Genomic DNA, 25,693 nt, shown 5'->3' with positions numbered 1-25,693 from the left:
ACAGAACAGAAGAGGAAATACCCTTATTAAGGAGGAAACCGGGAGCTTCACCATGGAAGCTGCACTCTTATTTCCGCTTATCCTTCTCTCTATAGTCTGTTTATTGTTTTTTGGAGTCTTTAGTTATCAAAACGTATATGTAAGGCAGGCTGCTGAGGTGGCTGCTGAAAGGGCAGCTTTCGTATGGGATAACAGCCATAAAGATCCCCGCTCCGGTCATTATGGATTAGGCCAGCATGACGGACTGTACTGGAGAATCAAAGAGGGGGCCTCCTTTTTATTTGATTGGTTGACGGGCAGGGAAAATGCGAAGGTTGATGTCCGGGAAGCGAGCACAAAGGGTGGCAGTGGTCCTTCAGGAAAGCTCATCCAAGCAGCTACACAGGTTCCGGAGGGGCTGAGGGGGTCTTTATCATACAGGCAGTCATTATTTACAAAGGAAGTTCAGGTCGAACTGCAAAAGCCTCTTAAGTCCCCGGTTTTTTTATCTGCCTGGCTTACATTGGAAGAAGCGGAAGGGAAAGCAGTAAACCGGATGGTTGACCCGGTAGAATTCATACGAACTATTGATACTACGAGAAATTATATTCCGGATATCAAAAATAAAGTGTCAAAAAGCGAAGCCAGGTCCCTACTAAAAGAACCTGCCGATGTGGACATTCCTGATACAAAAACAATTACCAGCGCCAATGATGCTGCGACCTATGTACGGACTTTGGTCAGCGGAAAAGAAAGAAAGGATTTCAAAACTCCCTCCGGCCAGATCAGGTATATTGACGCTTTGGATGCGAATGGCATAGCACACCAAGCCTTTTATACAACGAACAAAACGAATCTACCGGAGCAAATGAAGAAAGATGTGGAACTTTTGCAAACAGGCCAAATAAAAGGAGTCGTATGGCACATATTCAAAAAAGACACGGCAGGACTAACTCCAGCTTTAAGGCAGGAACTTGAAAATAACGGAATTGTCCTGAGATTTTACGATTAAGGAGGCGGGCAGTGGGGTCATTTTGGCAAAACCGCAGGGGCTCAGTTTCGGTGTACATCATTCTTTTACTGGTACCCGTCTTTTTCTTTCAGGCTGTTCTGATTGATTTTGCCAGAGTGAAAGCGGCACAGAAAGAATCCGAACAGGCTTTGAAGGCGGGTTTACGTTCTGTCCTTTCCGCCTTTCAGCCTGATGTGCAAACCTATGGGCTTTATGGGATTGGCATCTCTCAAGAGGACTCTCTCAAACTTTACCGAAACGTCCTGGACAATAATTTATCCGGAAACTTGAAGGCGGAAGGTTTCCGTATTTTGGATACCAGAACGGAAAACGCGACTTCTTTGCTCCCGATGTACACGCTGGTGAATCACACTGTTTTAAAAAGACAGATTTTAGAGGAGATGAAAATTCGGGCTCCTATCGAGTTTGGATTGGAAATCAAGGAGAAGTGGATCAAGACAGGAGCGGACAAGTTGATGAAACAAGGCTCGGTCTTTTCCAAAGAAGCCGGAAAAATAGAAAAGCTGCTGGAAAAGCGTGAAGAACTGATGGATAAAACCCGGAAAAAATTCATCAAGCTGTATGAGAAAATCAAGGAAAGACACGCTTATTATAAAAAACGGATGAATGAACTTGGCAGCATGGCGGATGAGCTTGGGATCCATACTGTAGACAGCTTGAAGCAAGAGGTACAAAGCGTCCGTGATAGCATCCGGAGACTGCAAGAGGAAGCGGACAAAATCGACGGGCGAATGGAATCGATCCGGGATGCTGCGGAAACGGCCAAGGAAGAGTGGGAGCATTTAGACAAAAGCAAAGAACAGATTTCAAAAGATCTTACAGAAGCACAGCAGAAATTAAGCAGCTTTGAACATTTATTCGAGGTTGCCGTCCAATACTTTGCTGCGATTCAGATTATTAAAGGGGAGGTGAAGCAAGACGAAAAGCAAATCCATGAACTTCAAGAAGAGCTCCAGCCTATTCTGACTGATGCAAAGAAAGCCAACGACGAATTAAATGGAGAGTTGCAAAAAGTGAAAGATGCCTATAAGGGAAGTTCTGAAGAGCTTCCGGTGAGCCAGGTGTTTGGGCATATTTTGATTTTGAGCGAAGAAGATTTTCACAGCTACCAGACAGGTGTAGCTTCTATCGATGCTCTTTTCAGCGGATTTCAGACCAAGGTTTTGGATACGGACGTTTACCGTTCATCAGAAGCGGCTGATGTTCATGAGAAGAATCAGGCTGTTTTGAAGCAAGCTGAACACGTACATAAACAACAGAATAAAGTAGAGGGTACAAGGCAAAAGAAACGGGAGGAAGTAAACAGTCAGAAAAAAGAGCAAAAAGAAAAGATAAGCGAGGTACTGGCACAGCTAAAATCCGTTATGAACGGAGGATGTACCGATCCGGGAGAAAAGGGGCCTTTTCATAATGACGGGGCATACAAACAGCTGGAGGGTGAGAATGGATTGTTCAGAAAGTACATGAATCTAAACGGGACGGAAGCATTATCCGGGAATGGGGTAGCCTATGAACTGGACAATCCCGTTATATCCGGCCATAAGTCCATGGACTTGCTTGGCAAATTGGCGGATGTTTTACAAAGCGGGCGCGATGAATGGTTTGTGAATGAATTTGCCCTTACTAGGTTTAACTACCGTACTTTAGACCTGGAAACGAAATCCAAACATGCTCTAACTGATCCCTCAAGGCACGTACTAGCAGGCCAGGAAGCAGAATATCTGCTGTACGGATTTTCATCCTGCAAAGCAAATATTTCGACTGCTTACGCGGAAATGTTCTCTATCCGTATGGCCATCCGGACACTGGAGGCTCTAATGGAGGCTAAGAACGAATTATTTCAGCTTGGTTCTCCCTTACTCGTATTATTGGTCAGTGCGGCTCAGGGCGCAGTTAAGGCGTTTGAAGATATGAAACAGCTGATTGAAGGAAAAGAAGTTGAAATCTCATCCAAAATTACAGGCTCTTTCTTCACTTTTACTTATAAAGACTATTTGCGGCTCTTTTTCTTTATTCATAGCAATGACATAAAGCTGATGTCCCGCATGCAGAGTCTGATTGAAATGAATACGAAGTAGGATCTTGCTAAATTAACTACATATGTCCAGGGGAACACAGCCTCTTCATTAAAATTGTGGTTTATGCCGGGTCTGATGAAAGTCTTTGAGGTTACAGGTCTCACTTCTTGTGAAGTAAAGGGGACTAGATGCGAATGGAAACAAACCGCAGAACTATCGTATTAACGCTAAGACTATTATGGGCATGGAGAAAAAGAGCGGAGGGAAGCATGGTAGTTGAGGCTTCACTTCTTCTGCCTTTTTTCTTGGTATTTGTTTTTCTTTTAATTACACTGGTCCGTATTCATATTGCCGAAATGGCCCTGCAAACAGCCGTCTCTGAAACAACGAAACAGTTTGCGGCACATATGTACCCCGTTGAGCTCATCTATAAAGGCGTGAAGGGTAAGGTGGAAAACAGCAATGCAGCAGCAAATTGGGAAGATATCAAAAGGAAAATTGAAGAGGCGAAGGACAAGCTGGATGGTGCGGAAGAATTTATCGGGCAGTTCGAAGCTTATATACCCGATCCTTTGGTCGCGGTTTTGGGATATGTCAAACAAATCCGGGAACAAGCTGATCGACTTAAGAAAGACGGAAAAGAGGCTATTCGGGATAAGATAATTGATCCTGCCGTACAAACTGTTTTTACTTCAGTCTTATACGACATGGCAGATCAAAGCGTACTTCAGAAAGACCGGTTAACCGTAACCGGTGTGAACTTTCCGGATTTTGGGGATCGTTCAGATTCGCTTATGGAAATCGAAGCGGAATATATTTACTATCTTTCTCTGCCGTTTATTCAAAAAGAAATTGTATTGAAACGAAAAGCCAGTGAACGGGCTTGGCTGGGAGCATAGGAGGAATATGATACAAGAAGCGTGTTTACTTGTGATTATTTGTACAGCTTTTGTTTCAGACATAAGGACTTCAGCCATTCCTAACTATATTACAATAGGTGGCCTGGCAACAGGCGTTATTTTCCAGGCGGCGGTATATGGCATGACCGGCCTTTTCCAGGCGATCACTGCTACGGCAACTGGTTTTTTACTTCTTCTCTTGCTTTATATGTTCGGCGCTTTAGGGGCAGGGGACGTGAAGCTGTTTGCTGCGGTCGGGGCTTGGTCGAGCATTCCGTTTGTCCTGTCGAGTATGATGTATTCCCTGCTTTATGCGGGTTTTATAGGTCTTGGTATCTTACTATGGAGACGGGAATTAACCCGGCGTTTTTTCGGATTAGTAATGTGGTTTTTCCGGGCGATTTTGTTAAGAGACAAATATGTAATAAAAGGCCTGAAACAGTTGCAGCATATCCGGGTACAAATCACTCCTTAAAATCCTTGATTTATTAAGGATTTAAAAAGGACATTGGCGGACTTGGGGACGAATTGGGGACGAAAAATTAATTTTCTTGTTTCTTGAGAGATATGATACTCTCAAACTTATCGGCCGCAGCTTTGTCTGCTGTTCTGAGTAAGTGACCGTAAGTGTTCATGGTTGTTGTAATATTTCCGTGACCGAGCCGCTCAGAGATGACTTTGGCATGGACGCCCTGATTGATTAGCAAAGTAGCTGAGGTATGGCGTAGATCGTGAAAACGTATATACCTCAGACCGTGCCTTTTAACAAATAGACGGAACCAGAAAGAAGGTCGTTCATGGTGGAACGGTCTCCCGTCAAGGTGGGAAAATATAAAGTTACGCTGGTTACCTTCTACGTCTACGCACCCCTTCCAAGATTCCCCAAGATTCTCCTTTTCCCTAATACAGTAATAGTAATAATCTTTCAATTCATCTAAAACAGAAGAGGGGAGCGCAACGTTTCGCCTAGACCTCTCGGTCTTGGGACTTTTAATTATTACCTTTCCTTTCTCCGAATGAGTGAGGCTTTGTTCAATACTGACAACACCGTTTTTCCAGTCGACATGCTTCCACTCTAACCCGAGCAACTCACCTCGCCGCATTCCTGTTGTCAGAGCGAGCGTAATCATTATGCGCCAGTGGTATGGTTCCTTCTGTAACGCTCCAAGAAGTTGTTCTACCTCAAGCTCATCGTATGGCATGTTTATTTTAGACTGAACTTTTGGTTTTTTGACGCTGGCTGAGGGGTTGCTCTTTATCAGGTTTCACTCCACAGCTCGTGTAAGAACATTTGTAATAATTTTATGATCGTATTGGATAGTGCTAGACGAAAGCCCGCCTTTTTTCCTATCCCCTCTTACCCCATCCTTTTCCAGAGAGTGTATATAATTTACAATGTGAATCGGCCTGATCTCGTTCAGCCGCAAATGGCCAAATGTTGGTATGATTCTATTTTTTAGATTTTGTTCATATACATGCAGCGTGCGGTGGGATAAGTGCTTGGTCGCATATTTTTCCCTCCATTCTTCTACAAACGTCGCGAACGTCATCTTTTCAGGGGATATATATGCGCCCGATTCAACTTCAATTTTAAACTTGTGTAATTCCGTCTCAAGAAAGTCCCGCAATTTCTTAGTTGTCCTCAGCAAGGATTGATCTTCCACTCTTACAGTTTTAGTTCTTTTAATACGCTTACCGTTAGGGCTATGTCCTGCTTCAACAATAAGTCGCCATGAGTTGTTACCACGTTTCTCTATAGATGCCATTTCTTTTTACTCCTTTCGAAAAACGGCCTTGCGTAATATTTTCTTCTATAGAAAAGAGCGACTATTATAAATCGCTCTTTTCATCTCAATCTGAATCAACCACATACACGACAACTTTACCATGAATCTTAATTTCCGATATGTTTCCATACGATACTAGGTAATCCGTGAAACTTGGGTCTGTAGAATCCGGTCTGAAAATTACCCTACTGTTCACTTTATCGTTATAAAATCGTTTAACAGAGTATTCGTTCCCATTACTGTATATAACTATGTCACCGTTGTTAAGTTCAGAAAGTTCGATGTTTTTGACAACTATCAACGAGTTATGAGGAATCACCTTATTCATGGATTCCCCGTTTACTCTCATGATGTAAATGTCTTCTGATCCAGCCCATTTTCCCATCATGTCATCCGGCAAGGTTATCGTCTCCACGTTGTCTTCCGTGATGGTATTGACCTCTATCGGTTGACCAGCCGATATAGATATTGGGTAAAAGGGATAATCGGATGTTTTCAGCATACATGAATTGGATTTCTCAAGCCCAAGGATATAATCAGAACTGACTTTAAAAAATTCACTAAGTCGTTTGATGTCTTTTCCTTTCGGGAAATTGTCCCCGCTTTCCCATTTAGTAATAGTAGTGTAGGTCTTTAACCCTAAAATGTTGGCTAGTTGCTGCTGGGTTAGTCCCCTTTGTTCTCTTAACAACTTAATAATCTCACCAGTAGTACTCATCGTCTCACCTCCTTTAACTAAGTATACTTAATATATGATAATAAATCAACAGAACTCAGAGGCATCTATTGTATAACATAAAAAAGTGATAATAAATCATAAAAAGGGTTGAAACATGATTTATTATCATGTAAAATATAACCATAGTACGAAAAAGGCGGTGGATATATGGTAACAATTGCAGAATTAAGAGCTAGAAATGGAAAGATGACTCAAACTGAGCTGGCAAAGAAGATTGGAACTTCTCAGACAACAATCAGTGCTTGGGAAAAAGACATAAGTGTCATTTCAGCTCCGCATCTTAGAAGATTGTGCTTGTTTTTTAATGTGAGTGCCGATGACTTACTGGGAATTGATTTAATGGTTAAAAAATGTATGTGACATGATTTATAATCATAAACGCTTAGGGAAAGGAGTTTGAGGCATCATGACCGCTGTAGAAAAAGCAATCGTCGACATTATAGCGGCTCAAGTAGCGGAAGCCGAGAAACGTATTCTCGAACGACTATCCGCCGCAACAGGTCGCACACTGACTTTTACGGAAGCGTGTGAGTATCTACGAATATCTGAATACACTCTACGCCAACTATGCCGAGAAAAACGAATCCCACATCGGATAATCGGCTCGGAAGGCAGCAAGAAACCGCGGTACCTGTTTAGTACCGTCAGTCTGGATCGATGGGTCCGCGAGCAAGAGGAACGGAATTATCGTTTATGAAAGGATGATCACGAAAATGAATAAAATTACAGCCGCCGGGTATGGCCCGTTAATCAAACGTGAAGGAGTGCTTTACAGGGTAATTAGATAAGTATCGGAAGTAGGAAGGTCAGGGTTATAAGATATAGTTAAAGGTTCGCAAGTAATTTTATGTAAATCACTGAGCGCGGGTATTAAACGACTGAATTCTTCCTTATCAATCTTAATCCTAAAATGACTATTTAGAGTTTGTAACAAATCGTTATCGCTTGTTCGGGATCGGCGATACTGGCGTTCTTTATTTCATCTAATGCGGCCAATACCTTAGACGCTATCTCAATCATACAGTGGCCTCCTTTCTATATAAAGATTATAAACCTATATTATCAGGAAACGGGATTTATTGGAAGAGGTGTAGGGAACAGCCGGCTGGCACAAGTAAATAAAATTAAAAATTGGAGGAATGTAAATGGGATGCGATATTCATCTGTTTGTTGAGAAGAAGGTCAACGGGGCTTGGAAGGTGTTAAAGGGGATTAATGAACCGAGAATCCAAGATCTTTGCTCAACGTTGCAGAAAGCCAAAGAACGTGGGGCGGATACATTATGGCTAGAGGATTGGATTAAAGAAGAGAAAGAGGGAACGTGTGATTTTGTCAACATTCCTAGAAACTATCGCCTCTATGCCGCTCTTGCTAATGTCCGAAACTATGACAGGATAACGCCGATATCAACACCGCGGGGACTCCCTTCCGATATGTCAAGGGTAGTATACGAACAAGAAAATGAATGGTACTGGGGTCATGATCATTCTTGGTTAACCGCAAAGGAGCTATCCGAGTTTGATTGGAATCAAAAGATTAAGTTTGAAGGCTTTGTTGATGACGAGCAATACTCGGAGTTTTTGGAAAACGGCGTTCCGACGTGGTGGCACTTTGAACAGCGTAGTTGGGGAAAGCCATACAAACACATACAGTGGACAGAGACGCTTAAGGACTGCGTTGATACCTTTTACACTTGGTCTATCCCAAAGTTAATAGAGTTGGCTGACGGTGATTTGGAAAGTGTTCGTATCGTTTTCTGGTTCGATAACTAAAAAGAAGAAAGGAGTAATCGCATGAGTCGATGGCAAAGGTTAGCGGAAATGGACCTTATAAATTTGTTTCCGTATATAGTCGGCAGGATCGAGGGCATCGTCGAATCACAACTAGCCGACGACAACACTAAAATTAACGAAATTAAAAAGATTTTACTCGCTCTTAACGAAGAACTAGACGGGAGGTATTCCGAATGAATCTATCGACAATGCTCCGGGAATCCGCCGGAAAGACATCCGGCGTAGTCTACGCAACCGGCATAATGAAAGGCCGCGAAGTACTACGCATGGTCGCGGACTGCCGGGCGCAGGAAACGATCCGCGAAACGACATCCCGAATCCTTAGCGAAGGGAGGCGATAAGGCTTTGAACAACAATTTAATGTCGGTCGAAAGTCAGACGGAATACTCGATTACATCCGGCCAGACGGAAACGCGGATTTTCATAAAGTTTTATGTGGAGGCGGTGCGTTCGGGCATGGTCGCAGATATCGGTCCCGAACGGCTGCAAACGCTAATCGTACTGGCGTCATATATGAACGAAAAGGGCGAATGCTACCCCACGCAGGAGATGATCGCAAAGTCACTCGGGATTTCCCGGGAGAGTGCAACCCGTAGGATACGTTCCCTTCGAAAATACAAATGGAAGGGGCGGAACTTGATCGAGGTAAAGAGAACGAGGGACCCGCAGACGCAAGCGTGGGCAAATACGATATATACGATTCTGCCCGTTAGTAACCTCGGAATCTTCGATGGCGACCGTAAGTGACGCAAACGTCACGTAGCGGGCGTCACGTGGCCGACGTCACACTAAGAAGAACTATATAAACAAGAACTATATTAACTAGAACCATAAACATTACGCTGCGTCACTTCGTTCCTCGCGGTCGATGCCAAAATATATACCTAAACATATATTGATGCATCGATTTGAGAAGAACCTGAAAGGTTATTCGAAGAAGGCAAAACAAACGGACGCGACGGGCGGCCTAAAGGAGGCGTACGGCTTGGAAGATATCTGGGACATTGACGACTGGGTAGAAGAAGCGACTATACAGAAGGTTTATACGTTTTCTCCTAAGGATGTTGCGACCGCTTTAGGACTTCCTCTGCACGTTACTGCTGAAAGATTATTTCAACTTGTCAACCGTGGAAAAGTCACCTCACATTTCGAAGTACGCTGCCCAATCTGTTTTTCGGCGACACCCGTAGACCTCGAGATACTGGCCGCTGACCCGACATGTGCGTGTGGTGAGCACGTATACGAAGTTACTCCCGAGTTGATTTACGTGTTTTTTAAAATCAGACCCGAGTATATCAACTGGGTACAGAAACAGAACGAAAATTACCGAGGAATTAGACGATTTACTAACCGTTAGTATTATCCGTCCACCTCAGCGAGAAAATCGATAATTTCCCGAAAGGAGGCCGTTAAAATGGCGAGTAAAAAGATCGACATCCGCCTGACCGAAAACTTCCGCCTTCGAGCGGACGATCGGAACTTTATTATCATGGAACGAAGATTCACTGATCCAACGAGGTCCCCGAACTGGGAGGGCCTTAAGAAAAACGGAAAGTCACCCGAACCGCGGGAGACTTGGCGGGATTCCGGTTACTACAAGTTAGGCCAATTCGGACTAATGGCAGCGATAGAAGACGTCATTATCCGAGAGGGTAATAACCGAGGTAGTGCCGTAGGTAGCTTGGGCCAGTTGCTTGCGGAATACCAGAGAATTGCTGACGAAGTTCGCGACACTATCGGGACTAATTGGCATGAGTTGGGGGTGCCTCGGTATTTTGGTAGCGAAAATTAAGTCAGATGACTGGCGGAACCTTCCAATCGAGAAATGGAACGTCCGCACCGTTCATGCTTATTTTATCGAGATGAACCGCGAACTATACGACGCGGAATACGTACCTATGCGAAACTGGAAATTTGAGCAGGGCGTGATCAAGCGGAATCTGAAATCATACGGACCAGAAGTCTTACAGAAGGTATTCGATCGGGCATTCCGGGAGTACCGGCCATCCCGGAAGTACCCGATCCTGACGGCAGGGTTTGTACTATCGTATATGGCCGGGCGGATACTCCCGCAGGTGCTGGCGGCGGAGAAGAAGACTGAGGAGCAGGAAACGGATATATCGGAGCTATCATCGTGGCTCTAGAAGGAGGCGTAGACAAATGACAAAGGTAGCGGAAAAACAGACCGGGGAGTTATCGTCGGACCTCGCAACCCTGACGGCAGAGATAAACGCTTATAAACGAGTTGCGGGTGAGGCCATATTCGAAATTGGTCGACGATTAAAGCATGTAAGAAGGGAAAAACTCGCCGAAGAACGTGGCGGTTGGAATACTTGGTGTGAAAACGACTTGGGGATGTCTCGACGTTATGCAAATATGTTTGTGAGAGTTACCGACGAATTATCCGAAAGTGGGAAGACGTCTTCCCATTTGGGAGTTGAAATGTTGTATCAAATCGCAACACTCCCGCCAGAGGAGCGCACCAAGCCGCACACAATCCCATCAACCGGTCAGACGAAAACGGTCGAGGACATGACCGTGCGTGAACTCCGAGAAGTCAAGGCGGCACTTAAAGCCGAGGAGAAAGCACGGAAAGAGGCCGATGAACGAACCGAAGCAATCCGGGATACGCTAGAGGCGATCCGGCAGCAGCCGCCTAAAACGGAATACGTGCCCGACCCTAGGGTTAGCGACCGGCTAAAACGGTATGAGGCAAAATACGGAGACATTGACGGTATCGTCACCGATAGGATATCGAATCATACCGAGGTTGACGGTGCAGCTGCACAATTTGCTGACGATGTCCAGACGTTTCTCCTGAACTACGCCCACCTGACCACGTTTAAGGCATCATTTACGGGAATTTCCGATGAAGCTTACGAGAATTACGTAACAAGCCTCGACGCGCTAAAAGAGTTTATTAACGGGATGCAGCGAGTCTTGGACGGGGCGCCTAGGGGCAAAGCGGAAGTGATTGATATTAATGACGTTAGGGTGATGTAAGGAGGTTATGGCGTGGAGAAGAAGCAACTGACGGTGGAGGAACTAATGAAATTGGAAATGGACGAACTTCAAGAAATAATTGAAAACAACATAAAAGAAGCAGAAGTACTACTCAATATCATTAGGAGGGTTTAAATGTGGAAATTGCAAAGCTAGTCTTAAATCGGAATGGGAAATTTGCAATCGAATTTGATACGAATCAAGAGGTGCTTAACGTACTCGCGCCGATTGTTTCACAAATTTTTTCTACTCAACAACTGGCTGACACAAGCAAATTACGGGCCATCAAGAGGGGAACCGTACCCAAAACAGATAATATACAATTGCGTCTTGCCCAGCCGAAAACACCGCAATTAAGGCTAACTCCGAGGCAAGAGAGGGAATTAGAAACCCTTTGGTTAGACATAAGGTCGGCAGTTGAGTATTTCTGGAAGCTATGTCGGACTAACCGGAAGCAGGAGTCAAAAAGCCGAGTCTACAAAGAACTGTTCGACGAGTTCGAAGAAGTCACGGGATACAGAGCCAAACGGAAAATGACGTTAGGCAGGGTTGATCCGAGAAGTTTGGTACTGAATACGCTTATCCGAGAAGGAAAAGGTCCGGAGTTTCTGTCCTTCGTACGATCAAAGGCACGTGTATTTAACTCGGAATTAATCCGCATATAGGAGGCGCTGTATGAAAACTAAAGCCTATGTCGTAGACGCTTGGCAATTTAAAATTGGATTTTGCAAAGGCGGCATATGGACCTCCTTGCCAATGTCAGATGATGAGCTAACGAATTTCATGGAGCGTCTGCGAGAGATGGGAATATTCGACCCGATAGTGATGGTGTACGATGCATCGGCCCTCTACAAAAAGACGATAAAATCGCTTTGGACGGAGGACACCCGGCTTAGATTAGTCGAGTTGAATAATTTTTTGCTCGAATTAGAAGGAGGGTGATCTTAAGTTGTCTCATTCAAAAAACTGCATCCTGCGGCAACATTGCAAAAACGCTGACACCGACTTGTGCAATCGTATGTGTTCCTATTACGTCGGGCTCCATGGTTATAATGGCTTGGGCGGCCGGTACGGAGCAGCGAACATACCGACAGAGTACCAATTCATTACGCTTACCTCGTCTCCGGCCCGCGAGGTTCAAGCGAAGATATACGATTTCCTGAAGAGTTACGTAGGCACCTTTCCCCGTCAGTTTGAGGCTGATGCCGAGCCGATCAAATCGCTGTATCTGCGCTCCCATACGACAGGGACCGGAAAGACAACGACAGCCTGCGCAATCGCAACGGAATACCTTATCTGTCACTACATCGGGAGCCTCCGTCGGGGACGGCAGCCACTGGAAAGGCCAGTCTATTTCCTCGATGTAAACGCATGGCAAAACGACTACAACGAGTTCAACCGGAGGAATATACCTGAACACATCGGGGAGGCCGCATCTGCCCGGTATTACGCCGCTCAAAAGCACGCAATGGAGGTACCGCTTGCTGTATTAGACGATATCGGAGTCCGGGACTCTACGGAGGCATTCCGCGGGGACCTCCATCGGCTGATCAATACGCGGGTAACGGCCGGCCTTCCGACTGTATATACCTCAAATATTCCGCTGGCCGATCTAAACGAGGTATTCCGGGAGCCATCACCTCGGCTTGTCGACCGCATACGGGATAGGTGCGCAGAACTAATATTTGTCGGCGAAAGCAAAAGGGGGTTAAGACGGTGAGTGTACACGGTGAGCAACTGCTTTCAAAAATAGTGGATACAAACGACGTTCTGGCTCTTAAGAAGTACGGGATCGAACGTTACCACTTTGCAACAGAACCAGAGTGGGCCGCCTATGACTTTATCGTCAGGTATGCGAGCAAAAATGGAGGGAACGCGCCGAGCTATGCGACGTATGTCTCTGCTTGCCCTGATGTGACGTATATACCGGACGTGTCGGACAGCTACGAGTACCTAACTTGGGAGCTAAAGGATCGTGCCGGAAAGAAAATGGTAGCCGACTTGTTCAATCCGACAAAGGGTAAGCGAACCTCTGAAGTCGAGGAGAAATTCTCGGAGCTATCGTTTGATGAGTTTGTTGCATGGTTTACAAAGGAGTCCGACCGCATAAAGGAGACGCTTAACGTCGGAACCGGCACAAAAATAGGCCGTACGCTGGACGAAATGTCCGCGGACTTTCTACGGGAATATAAGCGCAGAGAAGCCGGTAAATCGTTCCGGCTATGGAAAACCCCTTTTGAGGCGTTAGACCGGGAAATTGGCGGGTTTTACAGCGGGGATATCTACGGAATCATGGCGGAGTCTGGCCGGGGGAAGACGTATCTACTCATCGCGATTGTAGATAAGCTGCTCCGGCAGGGCGCGAGTGTCCTCGTCAAGTCCTACGAAGTCAAAGAATACGTTTGGCTGGCTCGGCTTATCTCAGTTGCGACTGCGGTAGATGGGCTCTTTAAGGACGAGGAGACACAGACACCACTGGGGATTCCGAACAAAGCCATTCTATCGGGAAAGCTAGAGGATTTCGTCCGGGAGAACTTTGAGGACGTCGTATCCAAGCTGGCCGACTACTATCCCGGGAAGCTCTACTTTCAGGGGAAAGGTGGCTCCGAGCTTACGCGAACCCTCGATGATCTCGAGCGTGAGTTACAAACGACTAAAGTTGACGTAGTAATTCTAGACCCATTCTACGGTTTGTCCGACGTATACGGACGAAACGCAAACAAAACGGCAGGTGGTGCGGCTGAGTATGCGGCCTCCCGGTTCGAGAGGATTGTCGGGGAAAATGATGTCGTCGGATTCTACAGTATCCAGGTGACCGTGGAAAAGAAACGGCTTGACGAGGAGGAGCAGCGGGAGCTAAAGACTCCCAAACGCGATCAGGTTAAGACGACCAAACGACTCTTAGACATTGCAACGGTTCTGCTCGGGTTTGACTCTATAGAAAAAGAGGGTATAGCCGCATTGGGCATAGAGAAGGGGCGAAATGGCGGCGAGGACTTCCGGCTGGACCTTGTGGCACTACTAGATTACGGAGTCCTGCGGGAGTACCCAAAAGCCGAGGAGGCCGCGGAGCAGTTTACAGGAGTTTTCTAGGAGGTGGCCGGATTGTATATCGATGTGCTATACGAATTAGAGCAATTTGACTGGCGAAACGTCCGGCCAGCAGTCGATAGCTTTATCGCAAGTTCGCCGTTTCGCACGGATGATGATACTCCGTCATTCTTCGTAGACCTTCGGGAGGACTCCGATTATTACGGTTGCTGGCATGACTTTGGCGGCACTGACCCGGAATGGACCAGCGGAAATTTTACGAAGCTTCTATCGTTTCTGATGGACGTTTCTTACAGAGAAGCAGACGAATATTTGCGGCGTAAATACGAAAATGACGAACAACAAGAAACACCCGTCCTTAGGCGCGTTAGATTATCGGCAGAAAGGCCGAGAAAGCCGGTACTCCACGTCGGTCTACTTGAGGAATACCGCCATGACCATCCGTATTTAGCATCCCGTTGTATCACCGCAGGTGTCCAACGGGAAATGCAGACGGGGTACTGTCCAAGCAAAAATGCCGTTACCATTCCGTGGTTTGGTCCAAACGGGCAGTTACTCAATATCAAGTACCGCAGCGTAACCGGAAAGAAATTTTGGTACGTGAAAGGTGGGCGTCCCATTAAGGAGCTCGTATACGGCATCGACTATATCTACCGGCATCGTTGCCGGCGGGCTGCGATCGTGGAGGCCGAGATCGATGCGCTGACGCTTATGAGTGCGGGCGTTCCTGCGGTTGCTGCCGGTGGAGGTGTGATTAACAAGGAGAAGGCGGCTGTAATTATACGAAGCCCAATTGAGGAAATTTTCGTTATGTCCGATCATGACGACGTTGGGCAGGCGCTTAAGCGAGAGGTTATCCGTATGCTAGGCGGGGACTTGCGCGTCGGAGTTGCGGGGTTTCCCAAACGTTATAAGGACGTGAACGAGGTGGCTCAGGCTGAGGGATTGCAGAAATTAAGGGAATATTTCGAGCGAAGAAAATTATGTAAAAAATTTTTAAGTTAATGTTACACTTTAGCGATTTTATGATGGTATATAAATAGGAGGGAAAAACGGGTTGGATAAGAGCAAACTGAATACTTTGGCACTTAAGGCAAAACTCGGATGTGAAGAATCTCTCTGGAAAATAAAGGCGGAATTAATTGGCGAAATTCATAAAATGTCAAACCACAATTGGCACAGCATACGAAACGAAGCCAAATTCGAAGAATCATGCTTCACGAGGATAGACAGTGCGGTTAGGGCTTTTGATCCTAGAAAAGGAAATTTCTATAACCTAGCAATGTTTAAGATAAATAGTTGTTTGAAGGAATCGCGTAAGAGATTTAGTGAGACTCCTGTAGTTATCTCTTTATCCGAAAAACGCTCAGAGATTGAGCTTGAGTCGACGGTAATAGATGACTCAGCAGTTATCGATGATGGATTGATGGTTAACGAGAAAATCGCCCTCTTAGCGGAAGGCGATCCTCGAAAGGAGATGATACTAAAGCTATGGGCAAGTGGTATTGATGAGACGAAGTACATCGCAAGGGTGATAGCCAAAAATTGCGGAGGTAAGATTTCATCAAACCGGACGTACACCCATCGCTTCAGGGCTAGATGTCGAAAGGCACTAGCGTAAGTATCAATTCATTGTAATTATATTCCATATTAAAAGATTTGTCAACGTTTGAGGTGATTCGGATGAAAATCGAGGTTACGCATCATGCGGTCGAAAAGGCGGTGACATCTCTACGAATCAACCGGAAAATTGCCAATGAGTGGGTACGATCCAACGTCAAGAAGGCCCGGTACATCGCCGATATCATCGCAGAAGACGGCACCCCATCGAGATTATTTGCAGGCGGAGGGGTACTATTCATCCTTGCGCAGGACAACGACATTGTCATAACGCTTTACCCCGGAGACAATCCCATAAATATCATACGACAAAAAGTCGAATCTGTGACGCAAAAAGAACTACGCAAAGTTGAACGAAAAGAACGAAGGCATCAACGAGAAGCTAAAATCGCTAAACTCGAACTGGCCGTCGAGCGAGCCGCGTGCTTGCTCCGGGCTGAAAAGACCCGTAGCCAGTCTGTGAAACTCGCGATGGCCGCCCGGGTGGCCGCGATCGACCAATACATTGAGCAACTTGACCACGATCTTGCGGAGGTTCAGGCCGAAAAGCGCCGCGTGGCCAAGGCCGTTGCTGCCTACATGATATAGTTTGCGTTTCAGCCGCTGGGCATCTCGGCAGGTGCCCGGTTGCGGACGCGCAAACGCGAAGTCCGACGATAATTAACGAAAAGGAGCGATTGAATGGGAGTACGTGAATGGCTTAAAGAGCGTGAAGAAGAACGCAAGAAACGGGCTAACGGCGGCAACGACGGCCTGCCGGAAGGTGTAACAAGGTATGTACGTCTTGGTTCTGAGCTGGCTGACGGCAAGGTGTTTGCGTTGCTTGCCGGCCCTGACGATTGGTATTTCTATCATGTCCATGAAGACGGGGATTTTGCAACACGAACAACTTTCGTCAAAAAGCATACATGCCTACACTCCCCGAAAGATGTCGGAGCAGACTTCGGAGAGTTTGCGAAAAGAAATCCGAGTGTTTGTCTGTCGTGTAGGGCCAATGCTAAACGTAAATTGTACTTTATGGTCCCGGTCTATGACTTCGAGTATAGGACGTGGCGAATCCTCGACCTTAAGGAATTTCACGCGATGAACCTAATCGATGACTACGACAAGCTGGAGAAGGCAGCCAAGAAGTTTGCGAAGGATTATACACTTGTCGGGGACGTCGTACTCATCCAGAAAACATCCGATGGAAAATCCTACTCGCTCACCTCGGCAGATATCGATGAAGAGATTCTGGTGGAAGCACAAAAGTTTATCGGAACAGATGAAATAAAGTATGCGGAGCTAGCTAATTTCCGAGATGAAGAAGACATTCGGAAAATCCTTGAAGAGGCTGCTGAATTCGATGACAGTAAGGTCGACGTGTACGTTTTACGTGAGCGGTTCACTGAGCCTGACGATGTTGATCCGAAGTTTTAGGATGTTGGATTTTTTGAAACTTTACGTAGCGGAGTTCGTTTTCACATTCTTAGTGTTGTCTTTGTTTTTTGGGTTTTTCTTAGCTATTTCTTTCGGGATTTGGAAGATAGCTGCCATAGCAGTAGTAGCAGTTATTGCTCATAAAGCAGAGAGATTATAAGGGGGACATTGAATGCATCAACAAATTGAAAATAGTTTTAAATATCATTCACCAAAGCCGGGACAGCCCGAAAAATATACAGAATTACGAGAAGAGGCGAAAGAACTCGCATACCTGATTAATGAAATTTGCCCGAACAGCCGGGAAAAATCGTTAGCCATAACGAATTTGGAGCAAGTTGTTATGTGGGCAAACGCTTCTATCGCAAGGAATGAGGTGTCTGAATGAACTTTCGAGAAATGTGGGAAGCCGCCCTGTTTGCAACAGTTGTTGGGGGTACGATGATGGCTATATCTGCCGCTTGGATACTATTGCTATCTTGGCTTAAGGTAGTTATATCCTAACAAAAAGCAATAAGGAGGCGATAACAACTTGGCGCATTACAGCGAACAACGGGGAAAGGCATCACAGCTAGCCGCAAAACTCGCGCTAGTATCATCCGGCTGGGTCGTAGCTGAGCCGGAAACAGAAGAGCCGTATGACCTCATCGGGCGCGATCCGGTCAACGGCGAGTGGTACACATTCCAAGTCAAGACGATTCGCAAACGGTATGACCGCGGGGGTGACCTCGTCGTCTATGCAAAAAAGAATAACGGCGAGCCATATTCGAAGTCCGACGCTGACTATATCGTTGGCGTACTGGGGGAAGAAGACGAGTCGCCGCGCGTATTTTACTTTGTGAACCGCGGGATCGGTGAGTACTGGGCGTCAGAAGCACGGGCAGCAGCACGCTGGCAAGAGTTGCCACTGGCATTTGACCGGGAGCTGGTCGCGTGCCCGAGCTAGATCGGTTTAACCCCGACGACACGGACCCAATCGTTGCATCATGTGCGAGCTGTGATGGCGAGATTTACGAGGGAGACAGCGTTGTGTTAACGACTGAGGGAGATTTCGTCCACGATGAGTGCTTTGCGGCATTCGCAAGGGAGACTTACCGGAGTGCTAGCGGAACGATTGACGCCAATGGGCGGATAATTTGAGGAGGGTTCGTATGGGTAAATTACGTGAGATTAACGGTGGAGTGTTTCGCGAAGTTGATGGATCACCTGACGTAGGAGACTTTATAGTTTACGACGAAGTCCCCGCACATAGTTACTACCTCACTGCGGGTAAACCGTATGAGGTCATAGAGACTGGTTATCACGATGGGAACTATGTCTTAATCGAAGATGACGAAAACGAGGAGTATAACGCAATTAATGATGACTTCACTGTCTTGAAACGGGTAAGCCAAGCGGGGGCTCTTCAGTATTTACTAGACCAACGCAAAGCCGAGGTCACCGAGCTTGAGAAGAGGCTAGAAGAAGAGGTTGGTCGACGACTAAAGGTCGGTGATTACGCGAAAATCATAGAGGTATACCCCTGCGATTCTTCCTACGGGGCTGCTGTCGGAGATATCGTACAGGTAACCCATACTGATTATAGCGATGTGCCATATAAATGTAAGGGACCTAAATATGAGTGTTGGTTTTGCACCCGGCAACTAAAGCGAGCCACAGACGAAGAGGTAGCGGCAGCCAAGCAGGAAGAAAAGTGGGCGAAGATCGGTCGGAAGGTCAACGAGTTTAAGGTTGGGGACATCGTACGATATGAATATAAATCGAAAAATAATAACGCGATAGGAAGGAGTGGATTTTCCGGAATTCTCGCGGAGATCGACGATACTAGGCTTGGTTTCAAGCGTAAGATTGACCTTGTACATCTGGTAAAACCATCGTTTGTAGACGATGATCACGACACTTGGGCGAAGCTTGGGGACGTTGCCCTCGTTGTGACCGTCGAAAACCGCATTGACCAATAGGAGGCGGTAACCACGAAATTCAAACTTACGCTCAACACACGCTCTCCGACGGACACCTCCCGAATAAAAGAGGCGGTACAAAAACGCAAAGCCGCTGGGGTCGCTGAAACACCCGAAGAAGCATTCGAGCGAATCGGCGCGATGGCCCTTACGCCCAAGCAACGTATGCAACTTGACGCCGCATTTGTCGCATTCAGGTCCGGAGAGATAGGCAGTCTTCGGACCGACGGCAAGCGGTGGACCAAGGGCGATATGCTCGCGGCAGGGGCGCGGATTTTGCAAAAGCGTAAGGAGGCCGAGAGGGAGCGGCGGATCGAAGAGGTGCTTGCATCAAAGCCTGAGAATTTCCACATCCTCACGCATGATTCGGAGCTGCCAGCGTTTGTTGAGCGGCTTCGAACGGAGTGTAAACGGCAGATGACGGAATGGGCTGGAAAATACGACTTTCTCGGCGTGAAATCGATGACGGCAGGCGACTTTGAGGGTACTGGGGTCGATTCGTATATTGACTTAAGTATCGGGTTTTCGATCTGGCTGCCGTTGCTGGGCGAGGGCTATTACCTTCCGTATGGGCATGTAGATATGCGGGGAGTCGAGGGCTTCGAGTTTTTAAATGATACTTTCGCTTTCAAGATCGGTGACCCACAACTCACGCGCTCGAAGGTGCTGGGCGCAATCAAGCCGTATCTATGACAGCCAATCCACGGCAAAACGTTTCATATGGGGTCCGCCCGGTATGATTTGCACGTTGCTCAAAACGACGGTTACGAAATCCGTGGATGCGTGTGGGATACGTTGGATGCGATGCACCTCCTCAACGAGCACGAGGAAAAGTACGGGTTAAAAATACTCGTAGAAAAATACGGCAAATATTTTGGCATCCCCGGTCCCATTTATACGTTTGAGGATTTGTTTGGCAACGGATCACCTGCGCCTTTTAGTGTGGAGCTTGTCGGCATCTATGCTATCAAGGACGTCCTGTACAGCTGGAAACTCTGCGAGTGGCAAATGGAGATGATGCGTAAGTCACCCGGCCGGCTGCTCGAGTGTTACGCCGAGATCGACTCTAAACTCCCCGAAGTTGACGTATTTATGGCTCGATGCGGCTTTGAGATCGATTTGGACGGTCTAAAGGCGCTGGAAGCCGAGTTTGAACCAGCACTTGAGCAGGCTAAACGTGACGTGATAGAGACATACGGCATAAACGACGAGTTTATCTGTAAGATGGATCGGACGCTCAGCGCTAAAAAGATTGCAAAGTGGACTGAAGCTCAGAAAGCGCGAATTAAACGATGGGAGGACAGCGTCAAAAAGCAGCAAAGGATTATCGAGGAGTGCGAGTCTGTGGGCAAAACGGGACTGAAGAAGTATCGGGACGCAAAGGAAAGGCTTCTGAAATTATACGCAGAAAAGCCGGCCCCTGCCGTCGAGGAGCACGCGCCCAGGTACGTTACCGAGTTTTCGATCACTAACGGCAATCACCTCGCGTATCTAATCTACGATCACCTTGGCATTGAGGATGTAACTCCTAAGTTTAAACGTGGCAAAGAGCGGTCAACCGCATCAGAAGTGATGGAGGAGTATTACGAGACGGAGACTGCGTTAAAGCCACTAGCGACCGTTGCAGTCTACGAAAAGCTATTAAATACGTATATCCGGAAGATACCACATGCACTTGAGGCGGACGGACGGCTGCACTCGGAATTTAAGGCCGGGGGAACTGCAACGGGTAGGTATAGTTCTAGCGGGTATAAAGGGAGGCCAATCGACGTTTTAGACGAGTTCAAGGAGGGATAAAATGTACTTTACCTTTTATCAAAGTAATCCCGGAGGCTTTACTATTGTAAATGATTCTGTATGTGACGTTGTAATAATTGAAACTGATACGGCAGATCAAGCAAACAAAAAAGCCGAGGAAATTGGTATTTATTTTGATGGGTGTTCTACTGGGAATGACTGCCCTTGTTGTGGAGACAGGTGGGATGCACAATACAGTGACGACAAAGGAACAGAAGAACCGGAATTATACGGGGTACCCGTGTACGAGGTTAAGAGTGGTCTTTTCCGTAGTCAGGCGTACATCTATCATCTAGACGGGACGAAAGAGGTCGTAAATTTCCGTGATAACTGACGACAATTACCACACAGTAGTCCGAAAACTCATCACCAGCAACGAAAAAGTTCCGAAAGGCACGAATCTCCAAAACCTCCCGGCAAAGGGCGCTGGTGTCCGTGTACGTAATTGCTTTATTCCACGCAAGGGCTTTACGTTTATAGGCGCAGACCTCGGTCAGATCCAGCCGCGCATCATGGCGCACATCATGTACGTAAAGTACGGAGATAACTCCATGCGCCAGATTTTCGTGGACGGCGTGGACTTGTATACAAAAATGGCGATGATGACCTTCGGGCTGCCTGAGCAAGTGTGCCTCGATAAGGCATGGTACGATCCCGTTAGTGGTCAAGGTGGGTTTGGGGGAGAGCCGCCGGCGACCGCATATTACCCTCGTAAAATGATGAAAACGGGACAACTAGCGGTGAGTTACGACCAATCACCGCGGGCGTTTGCGAAAAAGATGAACGTTACTGAGGACGTTGCGCACATGTTTTTCGAAAACTTCGACGAGACTTTTCCGTCATTTAAACCGATGGTTAAGGACTATCGAGAGATGATGAAACGGGATGGTTATGTCGAGACTCTGTTCGGTCGAAAACGGCGTTTTCCCGATTTTAACGAAGTCGCCGCGTTTGTAAAACGAAATGAGCAACGGTTGTACCGGCTTTACTCGGAACGTAAAAGGCTACAAAATATTACCAACCCGAGGGATGCTGACCGAAAGAGATTGACCGCAGTGCAAGACGAGATCGACATCCTTTCTGCAAAGCGAGGGCTTGTCGGGTACTGGATCAGAGCCGCCTTTAACGCGGTCATCCAAGGTACCGGTGCCGATATCCTAAAACTGATCGGCATTCGAAATGCGGCAGTGTGCCGGGAACGTGGATGGGAAATGAATGCATCGATCCACGACGAGATCAAAAACTCAATTCCGAACGATCAGTTCACGGCGGAAACGATCGATCTAATCAACGAGATTATGATGAAAACGGTCGAGCTAAGTGTTCCACTCGTAACGGATACGGTTATTGAGCCCTGCTGGATGCAGACCTACAAGCCGGAAGAATGGGACTTCGCAGGCTGCCGGCCGATCATAGAGAAATACGACGAAAAGGGCCGAGTGTATGACGATTATGACGAACGGCTACAGGCCGCGAAAGGAGTTGCATAGATGTACTACGTAATTATGATCGATGATATTCCGTATATGAAAGAAGGTTGCTATATCCCGACATATGAAACGGTGGATGCTGCGGAAAAATGGGCGAGGAAGTTGTCGACATTTGGGGGCTACCGGAATAGCAAGATCGAAGTCACTCGGGCTACCTTTAAGCCTATTACGACAGTTAGTGAGGGGCTGCGCAAATGAGAGAAATATACACGGTGTTTGACCTAGAAACAACCGGACTCGACCCGACGAAAGATCAGATTACGGAGATAGCCGCAATCCGCACTGATCTAATCCGGGAGTATGGCCGGCTTGACGTTCGTATCACGAAAAATTCCGGCACTAAGTTGACACCGGAAATTATAAATCTGACCGGAATCAACGAAAGCATGATGCGAGGAGGTATTCCCGAAGAACTCGCAATTCCACTGCTTGCGTGCTTTATGAGTGGCTCTATAGTGGTCGCCCACCATGCACCTTTTGACTTATCGTTTCTTGCACGGTATCTAGTTGAGCCAAGTTCTTTTGTTTGTACTCGGGTGCTTTCGAAGTTGGTAGAGCCGGGTGAATCAGCGAGTCTTGCCGCAGTTGCTGAGCGTAGAGGTATAGAGTTAACCGGGCACCACCGCGCTATGGCTGACGTGGAGGCAACGGTGAAAATATTCCAGCAACTTAAGGCAGAAGCCGATGCGCTGGGAATACGATATTACAACGTCCTCATCAACGACGAGAAACGGCCGCTGACTTACATTCCAAAGCTCGCGAAAGTCATTGATAAAACAAAGGGGGAGATCGTATCTCGCAAGCAATAGCAGACCAGATCGCAAAGGATTTTGTAACGTATATGGACGGTTGGCACGCAAGGCCCGAGGTATTTGACGATGAGCTCGATGCACAGCTCCATGAATGGTATGCCAACGATCTCAAGTATAAAAAAGTGTGGCCACCGAGAGACGTGCCGTATTTCTCCCCTTCTAGCTCAAACTCGGACCCGAGGGAACTATACCAGAAGATAAACGGAGCTAAAAGAGACGTTGTACAAAAGCCTCCGTATCAAGGCCGTTGGCAACGAATTGGAACTGCGATTGGGGACGTAATTCAACGCGATATACTCATCGCAGAAAGACACCTCGACAACCCGGTATTCAGGTTTGAAAAAAATGTAGATAGAACGCCCATGTTTGAGGAGTTTGCGAAGAAATCTCACGTTATTACTCACCTAAATAAGAAGTTTGCCTTATACGGAACCTGCGACGGTATCTTGCTTTATACATCCAAAGACGGTGAGACCGTCCGAGTCGGGCTCGAAATTAAATCAAAACAGACGACATACTCGCAAACATCGCTTTACTCCATGCGGGAGCCGAAAGATGACCACGTCAAGCAGACGGTTTGTTACTCCATCATGTATGACGTAGATTATTACATCCTTTTCTACGTCAACGCCTCAAAGAAAGGCTGGAACATGTCGGATGAAGATTACGCAAAAAGCCCTGATATACGGGCGTTTGGGATTTACATTACCGACACCATGAGAAGTGACGTTTTAGATACATTCGCAGGTGTACTTGAGCACATAAGTAAAGGAATACCCCCGGCTCTGGACATCGAAAAATGGACATTTAACAACTATAAGCGAGCATGCGCACTCTCTCTTACCGACGAAGAAGTAGACGACATAAAACGAAAGTCTGACCGTATGCTCCGCAGCTCTCTGCCGGACTGGAAAAAGTCGGTTTATCGGGATTGTGTCGAGTATATCACGACTGTCAGATCGGAGGTGACTGAGACTGCCCAAGAAGAGACAGCAAGCTGAACGTTATCTCGGTCTAGACTTATCGCTTCGTGGTCCGGGATTTGCGGACATTGCCATCAAAGACCGGAAGCCTACCTTAATACGATCCGCACACTTTAAAACGACGACCGGTGAGACGCGCGTCCAGTCATATGAGGCGATCGAATCATTCGCATATCTCTTTGTCCGGGAGCAGACGAAGTCAGGTGCGGCCCCATATGCCAGCATAATCCGGGAGGCATGGCCCCCTGCGAGAAACTACGAAAACAACGACAAGGTTCACGGAGCATGGTCGGCAGTGGACCGGGCCCTCGAGCGATTTGGCCAACACGTCACCGACCATCTCTCTCCGTCCACAGTAAAGCGAATTGTGGCCGGGAACGGAAAAGCCGAAAAGGAGGACGTAGCCGAAGAAGTGCGCAAGCTGCTCGGCCTTCCTCTAGACCACGTTTTCGCTAGTGACGATGAGAGTGATGCCTGCGCCGTTGTGCTTGCGTGGCTCATACAAAACGGAGTGATCGACACATGACGCTGGAGGATTACGTTCATACCCTTGAGTACCTAATCGCAGATTTGCAGAGGTGCATCGACATAAAAGAGCGTGATCTTGATCTGTATCGTAAAAGGCTTGACGAGTATAGGCTGGAATTGGAGGAGATCAGATATAAATACCGTAATCACGAAAAACAACGGAAGTAGGCAACTCCCTTTTGACGAGCCGAGGTTACTTGCGTTTATCCAGTCGGCAACCCGTCGATATCCTCATTTGGATACGGCGGAATATACCGAAAGTCTCATCGAAACCATTACGTCAAAGCAAGAGTTCCCGGCCGAAAAGATCACGCACGAAGCGATCCTTAAAGCTTTAGACAACGTCGGCCTACCTGACTCAGACTATCGCGGGGAAGTACAGCTTATGTTTGAGAACACATTAACAAAGCTTGCCCATTTAAATGTAAAGTTGGCTAGTTATCTAATCCAAAAAGGCGATCGTCTGGCGCAAGGTATCATTGCCCCGGTAGAGCGTGCGAAGTTTACCGTTGTTGATGAGCTTAGCGATACAACGCGCGGAGCAGGCGGATTCGGACATACGGGGGTACAGTAAGTCTTAATAAACCAAATGGAGGTAGCGAAATGATATACGGAATTAAGGTAGATGATTATATTTTGGCAACGTACGATACACCTGAAGAAGCGTATGAAGCAGCTAAGTTTGGATATGAATATTTATGGTTGACCAGTGAAGAATCATGTAAAAGCTGGAGATGTGAAACTTGCTGGGGGAAGGGGCATTAATATAGCGTCGCACTAG

The 25,693-nt window shown here is 46.9% G+C and carries 39 protein-coding genes; 36 read left to right on the top strand and 3 right to left on the bottom strand.

Going from position 1 to position 25,693, the window contains the following annotated elements:
• The first annotated feature begins 52 nt into the window (after window positions 1-52).
• The 4 genes from BXP28_RS07450 (at window position 53) to BXP28_RS07435 (ending at window position 4,404) form a co-directional block, all read left to right on the top strand.
• Complete coding sequence (locus BXP28_RS07450) at window positions 53-991, top strand: hypothetical protein (protein ID WP_051427880.1); 939 nt, start codon at window positions 53-55, stop codon at window positions 989-991.
• An 11-nt stretch (window positions 992-1,002) separates the two neighbouring features.
• Entirely contained in the window at window positions 1,003-3,090 is a 2,088-nt protein-coding gene (locus tag BXP28_RS07445) for a hypothetical protein (RefSeq protein WP_052304455.1), read from the top strand.
• A gap of 134 nt (window positions 3,091-3,224) precedes the next feature.
• Window positions 3,225-3,929: a TadE/TadG family type IV pilus assembly protein gene (locus tag BXP28_RS07440; protein ID WP_023483047.1), complete on the top strand. Its 705-nt coding sequence runs from the start codon at window positions 3,225-3,227 to the stop codon at window positions 3,927-3,929.
• A 7-nt stretch (window positions 3,930-3,936) separates the two neighbouring features.
• Entirely contained in the window at window positions 3,937-4,404 is a 468-nt protein-coding gene (locus tag BXP28_RS07435) for an A24 family peptidase (protein WP_023483048.1), read from the top strand.
• Window positions 4,405-4,471: 67 nt separating this feature from the next.
• Here the strand turns inward: BXP28_RS07435 and BXP28_RS24090 are convergent, their stop codons facing one another.
• The 3 genes from BXP28_RS24090 to BXP28_RS07425 form a co-directional block, all read right to left on the bottom strand.
• Window positions 4,472-5,059: a site-specific integrase gene (locus tag BXP28_RS24090; RefSeq protein WP_237087293.1), complete on the bottom strand. Its 588-nt coding sequence runs from the start codon at window positions 5,057-5,059 to the stop codon at window positions 4,472-4,474.
• A 135-nt stretch (window positions 5,060-5,194) separates the two neighbouring features.
• A complete protein-coding gene (locus BXP28_RS24085; protein ID WP_237087281.1) occupies window positions 5,195-5,695 on the bottom strand; it encodes an N-terminal phage integrase SAM-like domain-containing protein in 501 nt (166 codons plus the stop codon).
• Between the two features lie 85 nt (window positions 5,696-5,780).
• On the bottom strand, window positions 5,781-6,434 hold the full coding sequence (locus BXP28_RS07425; protein WP_023483051.1) for a LexA family protein: 654 nt from the start codon (window positions 6,432-6,434) through the stop codon (window positions 5,781-5,783).
• Window positions 6,435-6,602: 168 nt separating this feature from the next.
• Here BXP28_RS07425 and BXP28_RS07420 point away from each other — a divergent pair, with 168 nt between their 5' ends.
• The 32 genes from BXP28_RS07420 (at window position 6,603) to BXP28_RS22580 (ending at window position 25,677) form a co-directional block, all read left to right on the top strand.
• Complete coding sequence (locus BXP28_RS07420) at window positions 6,603-6,815, top strand: helix-turn-helix domain-containing protein (RefSeq protein ID WP_036654705.1); 213 nt, start codon at window positions 6,603-6,605, stop codon at window positions 6,813-6,815.
• Between the two features lie 46 nt (window positions 6,816-6,861).
• Complete coding sequence (locus tag BXP28_RS07415; RefSeq protein ID WP_036654702.1) at window positions 6,862-7,152, top strand: helix-turn-helix domain-containing protein; 291 nt, start codon at window positions 6,862-6,864, stop codon at window positions 7,150-7,152.
• A gap of 448 nt (window positions 7,153-7,600) precedes the next feature.
• Entirely contained in the window at window positions 7,601-8,227 is a 627-nt protein-coding gene (locus BXP28_RS07410; RefSeq protein WP_023483052.1) for a hypothetical protein, read from the top strand.
• Window positions 8,228-8,248: 21 nt separating this feature from the next.
• The gene (locus tag BXP28_RS22595; RefSeq protein ID WP_155116299.1) at window positions 8,249-8,425 is read left to right on the top strand and encodes a hypothetical protein; all 177 of its coding nucleotides are present in this window, start codon (window positions 8,249-8,251) and stop codon (window positions 8,423-8,425) included.
• Complete coding sequence (locus BXP28_RS22590) at window positions 8,422-8,589, top strand: hypothetical protein (protein ID WP_155116298.1); 168 nt, start codon at window positions 8,422-8,424, stop codon at window positions 8,587-8,589. The genes BXP28_RS22595 and BXP28_RS22590 overlap by 4 nt, the downstream gene beginning before the upstream one ends.
• Window positions 8,590-8,593: 4 nt before the next feature.
• Window positions 8,594-8,995: a helix-turn-helix domain-containing protein gene (locus BXP28_RS07405; protein WP_237087282.1), complete on the top strand. Its 402-nt coding sequence runs from the start codon at window positions 8,594-8,596 to the stop codon at window positions 8,993-8,995.
• A 238-nt stretch (window positions 8,996-9,233) separates the two neighbouring features.
• Entirely contained in the window at window positions 9,234-9,605 is a 372-nt protein-coding gene (locus BXP28_RS07400; protein WP_036654698.1) for a hypothetical protein, read from the top strand.
• A 132-nt stretch (window positions 9,606-9,737) separates the two neighbouring features.
• Window positions 9,738-10,040: a hypothetical protein gene (locus tag BXP28_RS23225; protein ID WP_167552496.1), complete on the top strand. Its 303-nt coding sequence runs from the start codon at window positions 9,738-9,740 to the stop codon at window positions 10,038-10,040.
• Complete coding sequence (locus tag BXP28_RS07390) at window positions 10,000-10,392, top strand: hypothetical protein (protein ID WP_051427877.1); 393 nt, start codon at window positions 10,000-10,002, stop codon at window positions 10,390-10,392. Before BXP28_RS23225 ends, BXP28_RS07390 begins: the two co-directional genes overlap by 41 nt.
• Before the next feature lie 16 nt (window positions 10,393-10,408).
• Complete coding sequence (locus tag BXP28_RS22585; protein ID WP_023483053.1) at window positions 10,409-11,251, top strand: DUF3102 domain-containing protein; 843 nt, start codon at window positions 10,409-10,411, stop codon at window positions 11,249-11,251.
• 12 nt (window positions 11,252-11,263) lie between these two features.
• Window positions 11,264-11,386 (top strand): hypothetical protein, encoded by a 123-nt coding sequence (locus BXP28_RS24080; RefSeq protein ID WP_257125671.1) that lies wholly within the window; start codon window positions 11,264-11,266, stop codon window positions 11,384-11,386.
• A gap of 2 nt (window positions 11,387-11,388) precedes the next feature.
• Entirely contained in the window at window positions 11,389-11,916 is a 528-nt protein-coding gene (locus BXP28_RS07380; RefSeq protein ID WP_036654695.1) for a hypothetical protein, read from the top strand.
• Between the two features lie 10 nt (window positions 11,917-11,926).
• Window positions 11,927-12,193, top strand: coding sequence for a hypothetical protein (locus BXP28_RS07375; RefSeq protein ID WP_036654693.1), 267 nt, complete (start codon window positions 11,927-11,929; stop codon window positions 12,191-12,193).
• Window positions 12,194-12,200: 7 nt separating this feature from the next.
• The gene (locus BXP28_RS07370; RefSeq protein WP_023483054.1) at window positions 12,201-12,971 is read left to right on the top strand and encodes a P-loop NTPase family protein; all 771 of its coding nucleotides are present in this window, start codon (window positions 12,201-12,203) and stop codon (window positions 12,969-12,971) included.
• Window positions 12,968-14,344 (top strand): AAA family ATPase, encoded by a 1,377-nt coding sequence (locus BXP28_RS07365; RefSeq protein ID WP_023483055.1) that lies wholly within the window; start codon window positions 12,968-12,970, stop codon window positions 14,342-14,344. Before BXP28_RS07370 ends, BXP28_RS07365 begins: the two co-directional genes overlap by 4 nt.
• A gap of 12 nt (window positions 14,345-14,356) precedes the next feature.
• A complete protein-coding gene (locus BXP28_RS07360; protein ID WP_051427876.1) occupies window positions 14,357-15,307 on the top strand; it encodes a toprim domain-containing protein in 951 nt (316 codons plus the stop codon).
• 52 nt (window positions 15,308-15,359) lie between these two features.
• A complete protein-coding gene (locus BXP28_RS07355; protein ID WP_051427875.1) occupies window positions 15,360-15,923 on the top strand; it encodes a hypothetical protein in 564 nt (187 codons plus the stop codon).
• Window positions 15,924-15,985: 62 nt separating this feature from the next.
• Entirely contained in the window at window positions 15,986-16,510 is a 525-nt protein-coding gene (locus BXP28_RS07350; protein ID WP_036654689.1) for a hypothetical protein, read from the top strand.
• Between the two features lie 93 nt (window positions 16,511-16,603).
• Window positions 16,604-17,341 (top strand): hypothetical protein, encoded by a 738-nt coding sequence (locus tag BXP28_RS07345; RefSeq protein ID WP_023483057.1) that lies wholly within the window; start codon window positions 16,604-16,606, stop codon window positions 17,339-17,341.
• Window positions 17,342-17,513: 172 nt separating this feature from the next.
• Window positions 17,514-17,729 carry an Acb2/Tad1 domain-containing protein gene (locus tag BXP28_RS07340; protein ID WP_036654686.1) on the top strand — a complete coding sequence of 72 codons (216 nt, stop codon included), beginning with the start codon at window positions 17,514-17,516 and terminating at the stop codon, window positions 17,727-17,729.
• Window positions 17,730-17,873: 144 nt separating this feature from the next.
• Complete coding sequence (locus tag BXP28_RS07335; RefSeq protein ID WP_036654684.1) at window positions 17,874-18,287, top strand: PDDEXK-like family protein; 414 nt, start codon at window positions 17,874-17,876, stop codon at window positions 18,285-18,287.
• A 205-nt stretch (window positions 18,288-18,492) separates the two neighbouring features.
• Window positions 18,493-19,302 carry a hypothetical protein gene (locus BXP28_RS07325; protein WP_023483058.1) on the top strand — a complete coding sequence of 270 codons (810 nt, stop codon included), beginning with the start codon at window positions 18,493-18,495 and terminating at the stop codon, window positions 19,300-19,302.
• 141 nt (window positions 19,303-19,443) lie between these two features.
• Window positions 19,444-19,995: a 3'-5' exonuclease family protein gene (locus BXP28_RS24075; protein WP_023483059.1), complete on the top strand. Its 552-nt coding sequence runs from the start codon at window positions 19,444-19,446 to the stop codon at window positions 19,993-19,995.
• A 111-nt stretch (window positions 19,996-20,106) separates the two neighbouring features.
• A complete protein-coding gene (locus BXP28_RS24070) occupies window positions 20,107-21,099 on the top strand; it encodes a DNA polymerase (protein WP_237087294.1) in 993 nt (330 codons plus the stop codon).
• A 1-nt stretch (window position 21,100) separates the two neighbouring features.
• Window positions 21,101-21,433: a DUF7296 family protein gene (locus BXP28_RS07315; RefSeq protein ID WP_036654678.1), complete on the top strand. Its 333-nt coding sequence runs from the start codon at window positions 21,101-21,103 to the stop codon at window positions 21,431-21,433.
• Window positions 21,423-22,589 carry a DNA polymerase gene (locus BXP28_RS07310; protein WP_023483061.1) on the top strand — a complete coding sequence of 389 codons (1,167 nt, stop codon included), beginning with the start codon at window positions 21,423-21,425 and terminating at the stop codon, window positions 22,587-22,589. The genes BXP28_RS07315 and BXP28_RS07310 overlap by 11 nt, the downstream gene beginning before the upstream one ends.
• On the top strand, window positions 22,590-22,787 hold the full coding sequence (locus BXP28_RS07305; RefSeq protein ID WP_036654676.1) for a hypothetical protein: 198 nt from the start codon (window positions 22,590-22,592) through the stop codon (window positions 22,785-22,787).
• The gene (locus BXP28_RS07300; protein WP_023483062.1) at window positions 22,784-23,398 is read left to right on the top strand and encodes a 3'-5' exonuclease; all 615 of its coding nucleotides are present in this window, start codon (window positions 22,784-22,786) and stop codon (window positions 23,396-23,398) included. Before BXP28_RS07305 ends, BXP28_RS07300 begins: the two co-directional genes overlap by 4 nt.
• 32 nt (window positions 23,399-23,430) lie before the next feature.
• Window positions 23,431-24,402 (top strand): hypothetical protein, encoded by a 972-nt coding sequence (locus BXP28_RS07295; protein WP_023483063.1) that lies wholly within the window; start codon window positions 23,431-23,433, stop codon window positions 24,400-24,402.
• Between the two features lie 277 nt (window positions 24,403-24,679).
• Window positions 24,680-24,910 (top strand): crossover junction endodeoxyribonuclease RuvC, encoded by a 231-nt coding sequence (locus BXP28_RS25020; RefSeq protein ID WP_040931725.1) that lies wholly within the window; start codon window positions 24,680-24,682, stop codon window positions 24,908-24,910.
• A gap of 78 nt (window positions 24,911-24,988) precedes the next feature.
• The gene (locus tag BXP28_RS07285) at window positions 24,989-25,486 is read left to right on the top strand and encodes a dUTP diphosphatase (protein WP_052304451.1); all 498 of its coding nucleotides are present in this window, start codon (window positions 24,989-24,991) and stop codon (window positions 25,484-25,486) included.
• A 29-nt stretch (window positions 25,487-25,515) separates the two neighbouring features.
• Complete coding sequence (locus tag BXP28_RS22580; protein ID WP_155116291.1) at window positions 25,516-25,677, top strand: hypothetical protein; 162 nt, start codon at window positions 25,516-25,518, stop codon at window positions 25,675-25,677.
• Window positions 25,678-25,693: the final 16 nt, after the last annotated feature.

Origin of the sequence: Paenibacillus larvae subsp. larvae (genome assembly GCF_002003265.1) — a bacterium.
In the GTDB taxonomy this organism is placed as follows: Bacteria; Bacillota; Bacilli; order Paenibacillales; family NBRC-103111; genus Paenibacillus_H; species Paenibacillus_H larvae.
Note: the sequence above shows the minus strand (reverse complement) of the source record. Positions and strands in the feature narration are given on the sequence as shown.